The organism is Leucobacter sp. NPDC077196 (assembly GCF_040687075.1).
In the GTDB taxonomy this organism is placed as follows: Bacteria; Actinomycetota; Actinomycetes; order Actinomycetales; family Microbacteriaceae; genus Leucobacter.
In genome coordinates, this window is the sequence record NZ_JBFBML010000006.1 from 1 (window position 1) to 15,940 (window position 15,940).

At 66.5% G+C, this 15,940-nt stretch carries 13 protein-coding genes and 1 pseudogene; 4 read left to right on the forward strand and 10 right to left on the reverse strand.

Features of this window, described 5'->3' with window-relative positions; all coding sequences use genetic code 11:
* A pseudogene (locus AB0O71_RS07735) lies at nt 1-243 on the forward strand (IS110 family transposase); the annotation flags it as partial.
* Nucleotides 244-284: 41 nt separating this feature from the next.
* Here AB0O71_RS07735 and AB0O71_RS07740 read toward each other — a convergent pair.
* From AB0O71_RS07740 to AB0O71_RS07755, 4 genes are all read right to left on the reverse strand, one after another.
* Nucleotides 285-587 (reverse strand): YrhK family protein, encoded by a 303-nt coding sequence (locus AB0O71_RS07740; protein ID WP_363743926.1) that lies wholly within the window; start codon nt 585-587, stop codon nt 285-287.
* A 50-nt stretch (nt 588-637) separates the two neighbouring features.
* Nucleotides 638-2,338: an AarF/UbiB family protein gene (locus AB0O71_RS07745; protein ID WP_363743928.1), complete on the reverse strand. Its 1,701-nt coding sequence runs from the start codon at nt 2,336-2,338 to the stop codon at nt 638-640.
* A gap of 5 nt (nt 2,339-2,343) precedes the next feature.
* Nucleotides 2,344-2,889 (reverse strand): PadR family transcriptional regulator, encoded by a 546-nt coding sequence (locus tag AB0O71_RS07750; RefSeq protein WP_363743930.1) that lies wholly within the window; start codon nt 2,887-2,889, stop codon nt 2,344-2,346.
* Nucleotides 2,890-3,025: 136 nt separating this feature from the next.
* The gene (locus AB0O71_RS07755; RefSeq protein WP_363743932.1) at nt 3,026-4,006 is read right to left on the reverse strand and encodes a Ku protein; all 981 of its coding nucleotides are present in this window, start codon (nt 4,004-4,006) and stop codon (nt 3,026-3,028) included.
* A gap of 69 nt (nt 4,007-4,075) precedes the next feature.
* Between AB0O71_RS07755 and AB0O71_RS07760 the strand changes: the two genes are divergently transcribed.
* On the forward strand, nt 4,076-6,562 hold the full coding sequence (locus AB0O71_RS07760) for an ATP-dependent DNA ligase (RefSeq protein WP_363743934.1): 2,487 nt from the start codon (nt 4,076-4,078) through the stop codon (nt 6,560-6,562).
* Nucleotides 6,563-6,583: 21 nt separating this feature from the next.
* Nucleotides 6,584-7,123 carry a YaeQ family protein gene (locus AB0O71_RS07765; protein ID WP_363743936.1) on the forward strand — a complete coding sequence of 180 codons (540 nt, stop codon included), beginning with the start codon at nt 6,584-6,586 and terminating at the stop codon, nt 7,121-7,123.
* A gap of 12 nt (nt 7,124-7,135) precedes the next feature.
* Here AB0O71_RS07765 and AB0O71_RS07770 read toward each other — a convergent pair whose 3' ends face one another.
* Nucleotides 7,136-7,699 (reverse strand): DUF308 domain-containing protein, encoded by a 564-nt coding sequence (locus tag AB0O71_RS07770; RefSeq protein ID WP_363743939.1) that lies wholly within the window; start codon nt 7,697-7,699, stop codon nt 7,136-7,138.
* A 179-nt stretch (nt 7,700-7,878) separates the two neighbouring features.
* Here AB0O71_RS07770 and AB0O71_RS07775 point away from each other — a divergent pair, with 179 nt between their 5' ends.
* The gene (locus AB0O71_RS07775) at nt 7,879-8,529 is read left to right on the forward strand and encodes a DNA-3-methyladenine glycosylase (protein ID WP_363743941.1); all 651 of its coding nucleotides are present in this window, start codon (nt 7,879-7,881) and stop codon (nt 8,527-8,529) included.
* Here AB0O71_RS07775 and AB0O71_RS07780 read toward each other — a convergent pair.
* From AB0O71_RS07780 to carA, 5 genes are all read right to left on the reverse strand, one after another.
* Nucleotides 8,526-9,527: a DMT family transporter gene (locus AB0O71_RS07780; protein ID WP_363743943.1), complete on the reverse strand. Its 1,002-nt coding sequence runs from the start codon at nt 9,525-9,527 to the stop codon at nt 8,526-8,528. The two genes, AB0O71_RS07775 and AB0O71_RS07780, sit on opposite strands and share 4 nt — an antisense overlap.
* Before the next feature lie 74 nt (nt 9,528-9,601).
* Entirely contained in the window at nt 9,602-10,486 is an 885-nt protein-coding gene (gene gmk / locus AB0O71_RS07785; RefSeq protein ID WP_363744231.1) for a guanylate kinase, read from the reverse strand.
* Between the two features lie 72 nt (nt 10,487-10,558).
* Nucleotides 10,559-11,428: an orotidine-5'-phosphate decarboxylase gene (gene pyrF / locus AB0O71_RS07790; protein WP_363743945.1), complete on the reverse strand. Its 870-nt coding sequence runs from the start codon at nt 11,426-11,428 to the stop codon at nt 10,559-10,561.
* Nucleotides 11,425-14,715: a carbamoyl-phosphate synthase large subunit gene (gene carB / locus AB0O71_RS07795; RefSeq protein WP_363743947.1), complete on the reverse strand. Its 3,291-nt coding sequence runs from the start codon at nt 14,713-14,715 to the stop codon at nt 11,425-11,427. The genes pyrF and carB overlap by 4 nt, the downstream gene beginning before the upstream one ends.
* Before the next feature lie 4 nt (nt 14,716-14,719).
* Nucleotides 14,720-15,925, reverse strand: a complete 1,206-nt coding sequence (gene carA / locus AB0O71_RS07800) for a glutamine-hydrolyzing carbamoyl-phosphate synthase small subunit (RefSeq protein WP_363744233.1) — start codon at nt 15,923-15,925, stop codon at nt 14,720-14,722.
* Nucleotides 15,926-15,940 lie beyond the last annotated feature (15 nt).

The following is a 15,940-nucleotide window of genomic DNA, read 5'->3' on the forward strand; positions in this document are numbered from 1 at the left end:
AAGACGCATCGTCACCGACTGAACAGGGGTGGCGACAGGCAAGCAAACTCTGCCCTGCACATCATCGCGATCGGGAGACTCAGAACTGACCCGCGCACCCAGGACTATGTGGCGAAGAAGCTATCTGAAGGGCACTCGAAGATGGAAGCGCTCAGATCTGTGAAACGATACTTGGCGCGGGAAATGTTCTACGTACTCAGAGCGAGAACCGAGGTGATCAATCAGACCCAGATTGCTGCTTGACACTTAGAAGGGCGTCCGTGGATGCTGCCGAGATCACTCGATCATTCGTCAAAGATGCGCTTGCGTTGCCTCTCAGTATCGAAACGCTTCAGATGCACGTGGCGCGACAGCCGAATACCCGGCTTGATGAGGAGTTGCACGCTGCCGAAAACGAAGAACCAGGTTCCGATGAGCGATGTCGCTTCTCGCAGGAACAGCAGGCTCCCCACGACGAAGAGCACACCGATCCCGATGTCGTTGACAAAGCTGAGCACCTGGTATCGGTTGCGAATCACCAGCTCATTGCTGCCGAGCGCAACTTCGATATCGTGAGCGCGGTCATCCGACGACGTATCAGAAGCCATTGCTCCAGTCTCGCAGAACGCGCACCCGGATGCGGCGCGAACAACACACGCTAATGCCGCCGAAGCGCATTCAGTGCAAGCGCGCCAAGCGGCACGAGCGACACCAGGAGCAAGGTGGTACTGAGGGCCACATCGGCGTCCCGAACCAACGCACCACCGATGAGGAACGATCCGAAGAGGATCGCCGGGGTCTGGCTCCGCCGCCTCGTTTCACCCCGAGCCACGCGCTGTTCAAGCTGCGGCGTGCGCACCTCGAGTTCGCCGCTATCGATCCGGTCGAGTGTGGCGCCGAGGCGTGACGGCAGTACCACGAGAGCTCGGGCGGCTTCCAGAACGCGGCTGGCGACATCGCCGACCACGTTGCCGCGCTCCTCACGAATGAGCTGCTGGGCGTACGGCTCGATCGCGTCCCACAGATTGAATTCGGGATCGAGGGTGCTGCACACCCCAGAGGTCAGGGAGATCGCCCGAATGATAAGCAGGAAGTTCTCGGGAAGCTGGAATGGAAGCGTCCGGATCACGTCGCTGAACTCGTGACCGAAGTCGCTGAATTCACGCGGGTCGACGTCGCGCAGCTCGGCGAAGCCCATTCCGCCGAATCGGGCGAAGAGTTGCGTCATGGCTCGCTCCAGCTCGGAAGCATCCGCACTGGGCAGGAGCACGCCAACCTCGCGCATCGCCGCCACAAGACCGCGTCCGTCGCGCGTGGCTGCTGCAACGAGCAGCGAGCGCAGCGCGCCTCGGGTGCCGGAAGGCACCTCACCCATCATGCCGAAGTCGATGAAGGTGAGACGCCACTCCCCTGGCTCACCAGTCTCACTCGGTGTGACGAACACGTTCCCGGGATGCGGATCGGCATGGAAGAAGCCGTGTGTGAAGAGTTGATCGAACATGACCGATGCGAAACGCAACGCTACTTCGTGAGGGTCGATCTCCGACGCACGCAGAGCGTCAACGTCAGACACTTTGATCGCCGAGACATCTTCGAGCGTGAGCACCCGACGACTGGTGCGCTCCCAGACGACCTCGGGTACGGCGACGCCAGAGTGTTCGGCGAAGTTCTCGCGAAAGCGCTCCGCGTTCGCCGCCTCCTGCAGATAGTCGATTTCCTGGAGACTAGTGGCAGCAAACTCTTCGACGAGGGAGGGCATGTCGACGCGTCGGGAGACCAGGCGCACATGGCTCAACCACCGACCGACCTTGCGCAGCGCAGCGAGGTCGACCGCGACGATGCCGTCGATTCCCGGCCGCTGCACCTTGAGCACCGACCGCGAAAATCCGACGTCAGCTGCCAACGCGGGAGCGAGTACCGCCGCATGTGCCTGTCCGAGCGAGGCCGCCGCGAGTGGCGAAGCATCGATTTCTGGGAACACCGTGGAGAGCGAGACCCCCAGCTCTGCCTCGGCGAGCCTGCGGATGTCTTCGAACGCTTCAGCAGGAACTTCATCTTGCAGCCCTTCGAGCTCCGCCGTGATCTCCGGCGGCAAGACGTCCAGCCTCGACGACATGAACTGACCGACTTTGATCATGAGCCCGCCGAGCTCGATTGCGAGACCGTGAAACGCCCGGGCAAATCGCCGCATTCGACGCGCTCGGGTGCGCTCCGCGATCCGCTGGAGACCGAATCGCGGCAGCACGAGCTCGTACCACCACGCGTGCGCGAGGTGGCGCGAAGCGAACCTCAGAATGCGTCGATAGCGGGCCTGGTCGATCTCAGTCGGGAGGTCGCCGCTCGAGGCCTCGAACGACACCCCGCTCAGCCCTGGGCGAGGATGCTGTACAGGCGTCGACGCGTCTCTTCGAGCACCTCGACCGCCTCGGAAACCTGCTCCGTGTTCCCTGACCGGCCGACCTGTGCGGCCGCCTGTGCTAGTTCGAAGCCGGCTTGGGCGAGGGCTCCGTGACGCTTGGGGGCGCTTTCCGAAGCCGTATCCCAGGGAGCTTTCGCCTCGCCCGCAGCCACGGCTTCGCCGCCCGCGTCCGTCAGCGCGTACGTCTTGCGACCGTTCGACTCTTCAGCGGAGATGAGGCCCTCGTCGGCGAGCATCTGCAGCGTCGGATACACCGATCCAGCGCTGGGCTTCCACGAGCCGCCGCTGCGCTGCTCGATCTCGCGGATGATCTGGTAGCCGTGCATCGGCTCTTCTGCGAGGAGCGACAGCACTGCCGCGCGCACGTCACCACGCGCCATGCGGGATCCGGCGCGCTTCTCGAACCCGGTACGGAGCTGATCCATCGCCTCCCACAGCGACTCCCCCGGTGATCCTGAACCGAATCCGAATGAGTTGAATGACTGATGCATGGCGTCCTCCGTGTCTGTCGTGCGACGTTCGTGAGCGATAATCAACAACATACGCCGACATGCTGAACGATACATGTCAACCCGCGACGAATCCGCCCTCGTGGCAAGGTGACACCGGCGGAATGCAGGCTCAGTACTACGCCGCATCACGTTTCGGTGACTTCCGTGCCGTCGCGCGCTTCTTCGCGGCGGATTTCGTCGTGGTGCTTTTCTTCGCCGTCGCTTTCTTCGCCGTCGTCTGCTTCGCCGTCGTTTTTTTCGCCCCAGCACCGGACTTGGAGCTGGCCGACCGGCGAGCTCCCGAGCCGCCGCGCCCGCGCTTCTTCGCAGCCCGTGAGCGCTGCACGCTCTCCTTCAGCGCGGCCATGAGGTCGATGACCTCCGCGTCGCTCCCCTCGTCGCCCTCAGAACCGCCGAACGTGGCATCCGTATCCAGCGCGTCCCCCTCCGCGAGCTTCGCCTGCACGAGCTTGCGCAGCTCTTCCTGGTACTCATCGTGGAAGTCGGCGGCGTCGAAGTCTCCCGAGAAGCTCTTCACGAGCGCAGCAGACAGCTGGAGCTCTTTCGCGGTAATGCGCACCCGCTCGTCGAGCTCGGGAAACTCGGCCTCGCGCACCTCGTCTGGCCAGAGCAGGTTCTGCACGACGAGCACATCGTCGCGCACGCGGAGTGCGGCGATGCGCGTCTTCTGCCGCAGCGCGAACTGCACGATCGCGGTGCGGTCTGTCTGCTCGAGCGTGCGCCGCAGGAGCACGTAGGCCTTCGACGACTTTCCGGCGGGTCTCAGAAAGTAGCTCTTCTCGAACATGATGGGGTCGAGCTGGTCGGTGGGCACGAATTCGACCACCGAGATCTCGCGGTTGCGTTCCTGCGGGATCGCGTCGAGCTCATCCTTCGTCAGAATGACCGTTTCGTCTTCCTCGACGTAGGCGCGATCGATATCGGCGTACTCGACCGTCTCGCCGCAGACCTCGCAGCGTCGCTGGTAGCGGATGCGCCCGCCGTCGCGCGCGTGCACCTGGTGCAGTTCCACGTCGTGATCCTCGGTCGCACTGAACAGTTTCACCGGCACATTGACGAGCCCGAAGGTGATCGCCCCGGTCCATATGGCTCTCATACGTACAGTAGAGCCGAATCGAGTGTCAACGGGCTACGCCTTGTGCCTCGGCGGAGGAATGCTGTAGCCATGGCCGCTGCACAGCACACCGTGCGCATCGACGGGCGCTCGATTCGGTTGTCGAACCTCGACAAGGTGCTGTATCCGGCGAGCGGCACGACGAAGGGCGAGGTGCTCGGCTACGTCAGCGCGATCGCGGAGACCATGATCCCTCACTGCCGCGACCGCGCGGCGACGCGCAAGAGATGGCCGGACGGCGTGGGCGAGAACGGCGAGGCCTCCAGCTTCTTCCAGAAAGACATCGGCGAAGATGCGCCGGCCTGGGTGCCACGGGGAAGGATCGACCACAGGAACCACCGCAACGCGTACCCGGTGGTGAACGACGAGTCGACCCTCGTCTGGCTGACCCAGCTCGCGGCCCTCGAGATCCATGTGCCGCAGTGGAGATTCGCATCGACGTCCTCGGCTGCGGACGGCGGCGAGCCCGACGCCCGCAGCGCCCCGGATCGCCTGGTTCTCGACCTCGACCCGGGACCCGGCGTGGGTCTGCGGCAGTGCGCGCGCGTCGCGTTTCTGGTGCGCAACCTCTTGGCGGGCATGGGACTCGATGCGGTTCCGGTCACGAGCGGAAGCAAGGGCATCCACGTCTACGCGCCTCTCGACGGAAACCAGACGTCAGAGGAGGTCTCGGCCGTGGCGCGCGAACTCGCTCGGGCTCTCGAGAAGGATCATCCCGACGACATCGTCAGCAGCATGAAGCGCGACCTGAGACCCGGAAAGGTGTTCATCGACTGGAGCCAGAACAACGGCAACAAGACGACAATCGCCCCGTACTCACTGCGCGGTCGCGCTCGGCCGACCGTTGCCGCACCTCGAACCTGGCGCGAGCTGGCCTCGCCCCACCTGCGTCACCTCGAGTTCCGGGAAGTACTCGATCGCGTCGAACGTCGAGGCGACCCGCTCGCGGCACTCACCCGAGAGAGCGCATCGGTGCGCACGTCCGAGCGCCTCGAGGTCTACCGGTCCAAGCGAGACCCGACGCGCACGCCCGAACCGGTGCCGGAGGCGTATCGCAGAAACGAAGCGCCGGCGCGTGCAGACAGCTCTGCGGCGGACACCGAACCCGGCGCGCCGGTGTTCGTGATCCAACGCCATCAGGCACGCCGTTTGCACTTCGACTTCCGCCTCGAGCACGACGGCGTGCTCGTGAGCTGGGCGCTCCCCAAGGGCGTGCCGACCGACCCGAAGCAGAACCATCTCGCGGTGCCGACGGAAGATCACCCCATGGAGTACCGGCACTTCGAGGGCACGATCCCGAAGGGAGAATACGGGGCGGGCACCGTGCGCATCTGGGATTCCGGAACCTTCGTGCTCGAGAAGTGGCGGGATGATGAAGTGATCGCCACGCTCACCGGATCCGCAGAGCACGGCATCGGCGGTACGCGCACGTACGTGCTCTTTCGCACCCAAGTCGACCCGCCGCAGTGGATGATCCACCTGAAGGGCGAGACGGGGTCGGCGAAGGCCCGACCGACCCCACGGCGAAAGCCGGCGAGTGCTCCGCTGCCGTCGGCGCTCCGCCCCATGCTCGCAACGCGATCCTCTGCCGCCGCACTCGAGCGCCTCGAAGCCGACGACTGGTCGTTTGAGATGAAGTGGGACGGAATGCGGGCCGTCGTCGCAATCGACGGGGATGACGTGACCGTTACCAGCCGTTCTGGAAGAGACGTCACGGAGGGCTTTCCAGAGCTGCTCGCGGCGGTTGACGCCGTCGGGGCCGACTCCGCCGTCATCGACGGAGAGATCGTCGCACTCGGGCCGAACGGGGCGCCGAGTTTCTCGAAACTGCAGGAGCGCATGGGTCTCACGGGCGCTCGCGACATCGCGAAGGCGCGACGCTCGGCGCCGACGCGGTTTCTCGCCTTCGACGTGCTCGCGATCAACGGAACCGATTGTCGAGCGCTCCCGTACGAGGCGCGGCGTGAACTCTTGCTCGACGCAATCGCCACGGAAACGGACGTCGAAGATGACGCCGTTGATGCGAGCGCGATCTCGGTGCCACCCGCCTTCGACGGCGATGCCGAGAGCGCGCTACGCGCGAGCGAGCGGCTCGGGCTCGAGGGCGTTGTCGCGAAGCGGCGATCCAGCCCCTACCGCCCGGGCACGCGCTCGCAGGACTGGCTCAAGGTGCCGCTCTTCGACACGACCGAGGTGATCGTGATCGGGTGGCGGGCGAGCGACGCAGACCCTTCGGGCTTCGCGTCACTACTCCTCGCCGTTCCAGAGGCGGGGGGTCTGCAGTACGCGGGCCGCGTCGCGAGTGGATTCACCGCTGCCGAACGCCGTCACACGAGGCGTCGACTACAGACGACAGAGCGACCGGACGCGCCGATCGACGTGCCCAGCGAAGCTCGGCTCGAAGCGCACTGGGTCGCACCTGAGTCGGTCGGCGAGGTGACCTTCAGGGAACGCACCCCGGAGGGACGACTGCGACATGCGGTGTGGCGCGGTTGGCGGCACGACCGCGATGCGTCGGAGTTCGTCGCCGACACGTAGCGACACGTAGACTCGTGCGTTATGGCAATCGGATCGACTATGCACACGTTCGAGGTGGAACTCGCCGACGTGGATCGCGGGGTCTACGAGCACTTCACCCTGCGAGTCGCGCGACACCCTTCTGAAACCGAGCCATTCATGGTCACGCGGATCATCGCGTACTGCCTGGAGTACACAGATGGCATCGCGTTCGGCGGCGGCGTCTCGACGAGCGACGAACCCGCGGTGCTGGTGCGCGACCTCTCCGGCGCGTTGCGAGCGTGGATCGAGGTCGGCGCTCCCGACGCCGCCCGGGTGCACTCCGGCAGCAAGTCGGCCGAGCGGGCGGTCGTCTACACGCACCGCGACCCCGAGAAGGTGATCGCGAGCTGGCGCGGCAAGACGATTCATCGTGCCGCCGACATCGCTCTGTACGCCGTCGACCCGGCACTCGTCGCGGGTGCCGTCGCCGTTCTCGAGCGCCGGAACACGCTGACGGTATCGCGCACCGAGGGGCAGCTCTACCTCGATCTCAACGGCGCGAATCTCTCCGGCACTGTGGTCGAGCACGGCCTCGACTAGGCAGCGCCGCACTCAGACGATGATCGTCGCGGACCCGGGGTCGACGCGGCGTGGCTTCGCGGCGCTCCAGATGATTCCGACGCCCACGGCGGTGAGCACCAGGCCGGCGACCACTGCGGCGATCGAGAGCGCGATCCCGGGCCAGACCAGCGCGAGGATGCCGCCTGCGAGCAGCACCGCGCCGGGCACGATGCCGATGCTCGGCCGGCTGCGACCGAACTTCATTCCTATCGCGAGCCACAGTGCACCGAATGCGATCAATCCGAAACCGGCGAAGCTCACGAGTGCGCGCGCGGTGATCCCTGTGAACGCCATGGCGATCACGCCCGCGACGATCAGCAGGATCCCTCCGATCGACCCTCCGCGAGCGAGCAGCATCACTCCGTTCGCGATGAGCGCCGCACCGAAGAGCACGACGAGAATCCAGCTCGCCGCGAAGAACGGCCACACGACGAGCCCGAGTCCGATCAGGGCCACGATCACTCCGATCGCGACCACCGTAGCCTGTGGAAACGCCCGCCCGCCCGGCGTGTTCGAGCCGCCCTGCATCGGGCGCGGAATGGGTGGCTGGGACACGGAAACCTCCGAGTTCGATTGGACGCTGCATGGCGGGCGACCGAACTTGCGCGCACGCGCCGTTCGGGCCATGCCGCTACTGTACGGGGTCAGCCTTTGCGGCTTCGCCGCGCCAGGCACCTGATCGCCGTCGGCGTATCTCGGTGCAGATCGCGGGTGGTGGCGGCAGAATGGAGTCGATGGATCGCGATGACTTCTCCCGGCCGGCCCTCGAAGTCGCCCCCCAGATCCTGGGTGCGCGGCTCACCGTGCACTCCCCCGATGGCACGGTGTCGATTCGGATCACCGAGGTGGAGGCGTATCACGGAGTGGGCGTCCCCGGGGTGCACGACGCCGGATCGCACGCGAGAAACGGGCGCACGGAGCGCAACGCTTCGATGTTCGGCCCACCGGCGCACGCGTATGTGTACTTCAGCTACGGCATGCACTTCGCGCTGAACCTCGTGTGCTCTCCGGAGGGCATGGCCTCCGGAGTGCTCGTGCGCGCCGGGGAAGTCGTCGCCGGCGCGCAACTCGCCGCGCAGCGACGCACAGCCCGACGACCGGGAGCGGAGATTCGATCCGTGCAACTCGCACGCGGGCCGGGCAATGTCGCCCAGGCGCTCGGCATTCGCCGAGAGTCGCACGACGGCCTGCAACTCTTCGCAGACCCGTTCGCGCTCGAACTCCCCGAGCACCCAGCGCCCGAAATCGCCGCGGGACCCCGAGTCGGCGTCGCGGGCCATGCTGGCGGCCCCGACTTCCCCTGGCGATTCTGGATTCCCGAAGACTCCACCGTTTCCGCGTTTCGACCGGGTAGAGGCGCCCCGAAACCGACGAGACCGGTCTAGCGCGCCTCATCCGCGTCGGGCTTCACCAGTGCCGCGAGCGCTGACGCGCCGGTCTGGGGGTGGAACTTCGCGAGCCCGACCACACCGATGATGGCCACGGCACCGGATGCGATGAAGGCGATGATCGCCCAACCCGGCGCCCCGGCGGCCTCATCGAGCACCACGATGCCGATCAGCACGGCAACAATCGGATCGATGACGGTGAGGCCCGCGACGACGAGATCGGGCGGCCCGGATGAGTAGGCGTTCTGCACGAAGACGAGGCCCAGCAGCGCACCTGCGAGCAGTGCGGCCACGCAGGCCCAGGTGAGCCATTCGAACTCGCCCTGCTGCAGCCGTCCGATCACGGACTTCGCGAAGGTTGCGACGAACCCGTACAGCACGCCGGCTCCCACGATGTAAATGAGCGCGACGCCGCGATGACGAAAGATGAGTGTGAGCACCGCAATTACCGCGAACACGACGCCGAACGTGATGAGGATCTCGATGAGTTTCGAGTCGGTGACAGGCTGATCCGAAGCGGTGAAGGCTGCAATGGTGACGAACACCACGATCCCGAGCACGGCGAGGCCGATCGACGACTGCACCCGCTTTCCGAGCTTCACTCCGCTGACGCGAGAATTGAGGATCGACGTGATCACGAGTCCGACGACGCCGATCGGCTGCACGATGATGAGCGGCGAAAGCGACAGCGATCCGATTTGAAAGACGACCGCCAGACCGAGCAATAGCGTGCCCGCCACCCACGAGGGGCGCGTGAGCAGACTCGCCACGTGGCGGAACGACAGGCCCGCTCCAGCACTCTGGCCGGTAATGCGCTCGACCTTGTTCAGGCCCCGTGACTGGTACTGCGCGCCGAACGCGAGCAGCGCAGCACCAACGAGCGCAAGCGGAATGCCGATGAACTGCCTCGGATCGAGCGAGGTCATCTCGCTCACGGCGTCGGTGAGACCGAGGTCTCCCATGTGCCGGGCGGCGTCAATCAAGCTCGAATGCACAGCACCACCCTAGCGCCTGGGTTGCGCCTCACGGAGTCGTCGAGCCGGACGCGGCGAAGGCGGACGCGCACCGGTTACGCGTCGTCACCGCGCATCAGCTCGACCAGTCGCGCCGCCGCGCGCGGCACCTCGTCATTGACGATGACCTCATCGAATTCGTCAGCGGCAGCGAGCTCCACCTTCGCAGTCTCGAGACGACGCTCCCGCTCCGCCTCGTTCTCCGTGCCGCGCCCGACCAGTCGGTCCACGAGTTCTTCCCAGCTCGGTGGCGCGAGAAAAACGAGGCGCGCTTCGGGCATGCTCGCGCGCACTTGGCGCGCGCCCTGCAAGTCGATCTCGAGCAGCATGAGCGCCCCGCGCTCGGCTGCCTCGAGCACGGGACGGCGCGGCGTGCCGTACCGGGACTGGTTGTGCACGGTCGCCCACTCAAGCAGCTCGTCTGCGGCGAGCATCCGATCGAAGCCTTCGTCATCGACGAAGAAGTAGTGCCGCCCGTGTTCCTCGCCGGGGCGAGGCGCGCGGGTCGTCGCCGAGACCGAGAGCTGCACCTCGGGATAATGCTCCCGAATGTACGTCGCGACGGTCCCCTTACCCACCGCTGTGGGCCCGGCGAGCACCGTAAGCGGGGGGCGCGGTCCGACGCGACCGCTTCCGGTGCGTTCGCGCACGAACGACTCCAGTCGATCCCGCTGCAGTTTGCCCAGGCCTCCGAGGCGCTTCCGGTCGGAGATGCCGAGATCGTCGCGCACACGCTCGGCCTTCACCGAGCCGATCGCCGGAAACGACAGCAGGAAATCGGTAATGCGCAGTGACGCCGCAGCGGTGTCGGGGACGCGAGACTGCTCGAGCACGCGAAACGGCGACACCTCACCGGAGCGCAACCGCCGCTTCAGGTCGGCCCTCGCCTGTCGCGCCGCGATCGCAGCGCGATTCGCCGCCACACGATCCACCTCTGGCATCGTCCGAGCAGTCGTCACCGTGTCACTCCCTCGTCGTCATCACTGCGTCATCTGCACGCAATGCGTCATAGCCTAGGCCGGTTCGCCGTTCAATGCGAAGCGAACTGCGGCTGCGCGCTCGCGAAGCCGCTCGCTCAGCCCGTTCGGCCCCCCGTTCAGTATGCTTCGCGACTCGTTTGCGAGCAGCGCGTTCCCGATGCCCCCGAAGATCGTGCCCGCTTCTTCGATGCGCGCGCCCTGGTGTCCGAATCCGGGAGCCAGAACCGGGAGGGCCGGTCCGACTGGCCGCTCGGAGATGTCGATGTCGAACGCGGCGAGGTTGAGCGTCGCGCCGAGCACGACGCCGACGCTTCCCACTGCGGCATTCCCCATGTGCGCCGCGTTCCATTCGAACGCATCCTCCACCATCGACGCTGCGACCGTGCGTCCGTCAGCCCGCCGCGCCCGCTGCACGTCGGCGGCTTCGGGGTTGGACGTCGCCGCCAGCACGAACACCCCCTTGCCGTCGACCTCAACGCGATCCAGTGCGCCCGACAGCGTGCCGAAGCCCTGATAGGCCACCACCGTCATGGCGTCGGCTTCGAGGGGTGAGCCGGGGGCGAGCCAGGTTTCGGCGTAGGCAGCGAAGCTCGAACCGATGTCTCCGCGCTTCACATCGGCAATCACGAGCAGACCCGCGGCCCGTGCGTCGGCGAACACCCGCTCGAGTGCCGCGAAACCAGCCGAGCCGAAGCGCTCGAAGAACGCGACCTGCGGCTTCACGCACGCCGCTGTGCCGGCGGCCGCCGCAACGACGTCGCGTCCCATGCGCTCGGCACCGGCAGCGTCGTCAGCCACTCCCCACTCAGCGAGCAGGGGGCCGTGCGGGTCGATGCCCGCGCACAGGTGCCGGCCCGCGGCGAACTCCGCCGCGAGCCGGTCCCCGAACGATCGGTGCGTCATCGAGCGGCCAGAGCCGTGTCGCGATCGATCTGGTACTCCTGCAGCGACTTCACATCGAATCCGCTCCTCTGCGCCGAGATCGCTCCGACCGCAGCTGAGAGCTCCGACACGGTGGTGAAGATCGGCTTGTCCGCCGCCACCGCCGCCGCACGGATCTCGTACCCGTCTGCGCGAGCCGAGCTGCCCGACGGCGTATTGATGATCATGTCGACCTCGCCGCGGTTGATGAGATCGACGATCGTGTCGCCCTCGGCGACCGCGCTGTGCTTGCGCACGACCTCAGAAGCGATGCCGTTGCGCCCGAGCACCACCTGGGTGCCCTGCGTGGCCAGGATGCGGTACCCGAGCTCCTGCAAGCGGAGCGCGGGCAGCACGATGGAGCGCTTGTCGCGATCTGCGACCGAGAGGAACACTGTTCCGCTCTCGGGCAGCGCGCTGCCCGCCGCCGACTGGCTCTTCGCGAATGCGGTCGGGAAGTCGCGGTCCATGCCCATGACCTCTCCCGTCGAGCGCATCTCGGGTCCGAGCAGCGAATCGACGACGAGCCCCTCGTGCGTGCGGAAGCGCTTGAACGGCAGCACGGCCTCCTTGACCGCGATCGGCGCGTCGATCGGCGCACGCGAACCGTCGCGCTCGGGCAGCAGTCCCGCCGCGATCAGCTCGGCGATCGTCTCACCGGCCATGATCCGCGAGGCGGCCTTCGCCAGCGGAATCCCGAGTGCCTTCGAGACGAACGGCACGGTACGCGATGCACGCGGGTTCGCCTCGAGCACGTACAGCACGCCCTGGCCGATGGCGAACTGCACGTTCAGCAGTCCGCGCACGCCGATACCCTCGGCGATGCCGAGCGTCGCCTCGCGCACGCGTGCGATCTGGTCGTGACCGAGCGTCACCGGAGGCAGCGTACAGCTGGAGTCTCCCGAGTGCACGCCGGCCTCCTCGATGTGCTCCATGACGCCGCCGACGTAGAGCTGCTCGCCGTCGAAGAGGGCGTCGACATCGATCTCGATCGCGTCGTCCAAGAACCGATCCACGAGGAGCGGGTGGCCCGGTCCGACAAGAGCGTGGCCCTCGATCCGACCGAAGTATCCGCGCAGCGACTCGGTGTCGTACACGATCTCCATGCCGCGGCCGCCGAGCACAAACGACGGGCGCACGAGTACGGGGTAGCCGATCTCCTCGGCGATGCGAATCGCACCCTCCTCGTCGATCGCGGTGCCGTTGCGCGGTGCGAGCAGACCGGCACGATCGAGGATCCGGGAGAACGCGCCCCGCTCCTCAGCGAGATCGATCGCCTCGGGCGTCGTGCCGAGGATCGGGATCCCGGCGTCCTTGAGCGGCTGCGCGAGACCCAGCGCGGTCTGGCCGCCGAGTTGCACGACGACGCCGAGCAGCTCACCAGACGCCTGCTCGGCGTAGATGACCTCGAGCACGTCCTCGAGCGTGAGCGGCTCGAAGTACAGGCGATCCGAGGTGTCGTAGTCGGTCGACACGGTCTCTGGGTTGCAGTTGATCATGATCGTCTCGTACCCCGCGTCGGAGAGCGCGAACGAGGCGTGCACGCAGGAGTAGTCGAACTCGACGCCCTGGCCGATTCGATTCGGGCCGGAGCCGAGAATGACGACCTTCTTGCGGTCGCTCGCCGCGACCTCGGTCTCGAAGTCGTACGACGAGTAGTGGTACGGCGTCAGCGCGGGGAACTCGCCGGCGCAGGTGTCGACGGTCTTGAACACGGGACGCAGACCGAGGCCGTGCCGCAGGCCGCGGATCTCCGACTCCGAGACCCCGCGAATCGAAGCGATCTGCACGTCGGAGAAGCCGTGATCCTTCGCCTCTCGCAGCACGTCGAGTGTGAGCTGCGGTGAGCGCTGCACCATCTCGGCGACCTCGTTGATCAGCTGGATCTGGTCGAGGAACCAGGGATCGATCGAGGTCGACTCGAAGACCTGCTCGATGGTCGCGCCGAGCCGCAGCGCCTGCTGCACGTCGACGATGCGGCCGTCGGTCGGGCGCTTGATCGTCTCGAGAATGTCATCGACGGGGCGCGACTCATCCCCCCAGTGGAACGAGGAGCCGCGCTTCTCCAGCGAGCGCAGCGACTTCTGCAGCGCCGTCGTGAAGTTGCGGCCGATCGCCATGGCCTCGCCGACCGACTTCATGGTCGTCGTCAGGGTGTCGTCGGCCGCCGGGAACTTCTCGAACGCGAACCGAGGAGTCTTCACCACGACGTAGTCGATCGATGGCTCGAAGCTCGCCGGCGTCTTCTGGGTGATGTCATTCGGGATCTCGTCGAGGCGGTACCCGAGAGCGAGCTTCGCAGCGATCTTCGCGATCGGGAAGCCGGTGGCCTTCGACGCGAGCGCCGAGGAGCGGGAGACGCGCGGATTCATCTCGATGACGATGATGCGGCCGGTCGCCGGGTCGACGGCGTACTGGATGTTGCAGCCGCCGGTGTCGACGCCCACGCGACGGATGATGTCGATGCCGATGTCGCGCAGCTTCTGGTACTCGCGGTCGGTCAGGGTCAGCGCGGGGGCGACGGTGATCGAGTCGCCGGTGTGGACGCCCACGGCATCGACGTTCTCGATGGAGCACACGACGACCGTGTTGTCGGCCGTATCGCGCATGAGCTCGAGCTCGTACTCCTTCCAGCCGAGGATCGACTCTTCGAGCAGCACCTCGCTGGTGGGGCTGTAGTGCAGACCGTCACCCGCGATGCGGACGAGGTCCTCCTCCGTATACGCGAACCCCGAACCGAGGCCGCCCATGGTGAAGGACGGGCGCACGACCAGCGGATACCCGAGATCCTTCGCGAACTCCTTCGCCTCTTCGAGCGTGTGCGCGATGTGCGAGCGGGCGACCTCTGCCCCCGACTCGATGACGAGGTCCTTGAAGATCTGGCGATCCTCGCCGCGCTGGATCGCCTCGACCTTCGCACCGATGAGCTCGACGCCGTGCTTCTCGAGGATGCCGAGATCATGCAGCTGGATCGCCGCGTTGAGCGCCGTCTGGCCGCCCAGCGTGGGGAGGATCGCGTCGGGTCGCTCCTTGATGATGATCGACTCGATCACCTCGGGAGTGATGGGCTCGACGTACGTCGCATCCGCGAAGTCGGGGTCCGTCATGATGGTCGCCGGATTCGAGTTCACGAGGATGACGCGCACGCCCTCCTCGCGAAGCACGCGGCAGGCCTGGGTGCCCGAGTAGTCGAACTCGCACGCCTGGCCGATGACGATCGGCCCGGAGCCGATGACGAGTACTGAATTGATGTCTGAACGCTTGGGCATCGGGTCAGGCCTCCTGGGCGTGTGCGCCGGTCGAACGGGTGGAGCGGCTCGAGACCAGCTCGCGGAAACGGTTGAACAGGTAGAAGGCGTCGTGCGGTCCCGCCGCGGCCTCGGGGTGATACTGCACCGAGAACGCCGGGATGTCGAGGCATTCGAGGCCTTCGACGACTTGATCGTTCAGGCTGAAGTGGCTCACCTGCACGCGGCCGAAGCCTTCAGGCGCTTCGATCTCTCCCTCGATCGGTGCATCGACTGCGAAGCCGTGGTTCTGCGCGGTGATCTCGACGCGGCCGGTGCGCTTGTCGAGCACCGGCTGGTTGATGCCGCGGTGGCCGAAGGGCAGCTTGTAGGTGCCGAACCCGAGCGCACGGCCCAGCAGCTGGTTGCCGAAGCAGATGCCGAAGTACGGCACCCCGTCGCGCAGCAGCTCGCGCAGCACGTCCACCTGCAGATCGCTCGCAGCGGGGTCCCCCGGGCCGTTCGAGTAGAAGAGCGCATCGGGAGCGATCGCGCGGATCTCGTCGAGCGAGGTCGATGCGGGAAGTACCGTCACGTCGAAGCCGTGCTCCGAGAGGTAGTGCACGGTCGCGCGCTTGATGCCGAGATCGAGCACCGCGATCGAGCCGACGCGATCCACCCCTTCGGCCGCCGGTACGTCGTAGCGCTGCGGCGTCGTGACGAGCTCAGACAGGTTCTTGCCAGCCATCGGCTCCTGCGCGCGCACGAGGGCGAGCTGCTCGTCGTCCGAGAGATCGAAGTCGGCGCCCGAGAACACCCCGGCGCGCATCGCGCCCGCCGAGCGGATGTGGCGGGTGATCGCGCGCGTGTCGACGCCCGAGATGCCGACGACGCCGTCTTCGACCAGGTCCTCGTCGAGCGAACGCTCGGCTCGGAAGTTCGACACGCGGCGCGCGGGATCGCGGACGATGAAACCGGCCACCCAAATCTTGCGCGACTCCATGTCGTCGGCGTTCGCGCCGGTGTTGCCGATGTGCGGCGCCGTCATGAGCACGATCTGGCCCGCGTAGGAGGGATCGGTGAGCGTCTCCTGGTACCCGGTCATGCCGGTCGAGAAGACGACCTCACCGAGCGTGCGCCCGGTCGCTCCGTATGCGCGCCCTACGTATCGTCGCCCGTCTTCGAGCACCAGCACGGCTTTGCCCGTGGGCACTGCAGAAGCTGGGGGCGCGGTGACGCCCTGGGGCGCCACGGCGTCGTTCGCCGT

Excerpts from the sequence above, each read along its gene's own strand:
- gmk (WP_363744231.1), bottom strand. The coding sequence starts at position 10,486 with ATGCCAGAGGTGGATCGTGTGGCGGCGAATCGCGCTGCGATCGCGGCG.
- AB0O71_RS07750 (WP_363743930.1), bottom strand. The coding sequence starts at position 2,889 with ATGCATCAGTCATTCAACTCATTCGGATTCGGTTCAGGATCACCGGGG.
- AB0O71_RS07740 (WP_363743926.1), bottom strand. The coding sequence starts at position 587 with ATGGCTTCTGATACGTCGTCGGATGACCGCGCTCACGATATCGAAGTT.
- AB0O71_RS07775 (WP_363743941.1), top strand. The coding sequence starts at position 7,879 with ATGGATCGCGATGACTTCTCCCGGCCGGCCCTCGAAGTCGCCCCCCAG.
- AB0O71_RS07765 (WP_363743936.1), top strand. The coding sequence starts at position 6,584 with ATGGCAATCGGATCGACTATGCACACGTTCGAGGTGGAACTCGCCGAC.
- pyrF (WP_363743945.1), bottom strand. The coding sequence starts at position 11,428 with ATGACGCACCGATCGTTCGGGGACCGGCTCGCGGCGGAGTTCGCCGCG.
- AB0O71_RS07760 (WP_363743934.1), top strand. The coding sequence starts at position 4,076 with ATGGCCGCTGCACAGCACACCGTGCGCATCGACGGGCGCTCGATTCGG.
- AB0O71_RS07755 (WP_363743932.1), bottom strand. The coding sequence starts at position 4,006 with ATGAGAGCCATATGGACCGGGGCGATCACCTTCGGGCTCGTCAATGTG.
- carB (WP_363743947.1), bottom strand. The coding sequence starts at position 14,715 with ATGCCCAAGCGTTCAGACATCAATTCAGTACTCGTCATCGGCTCCGGG.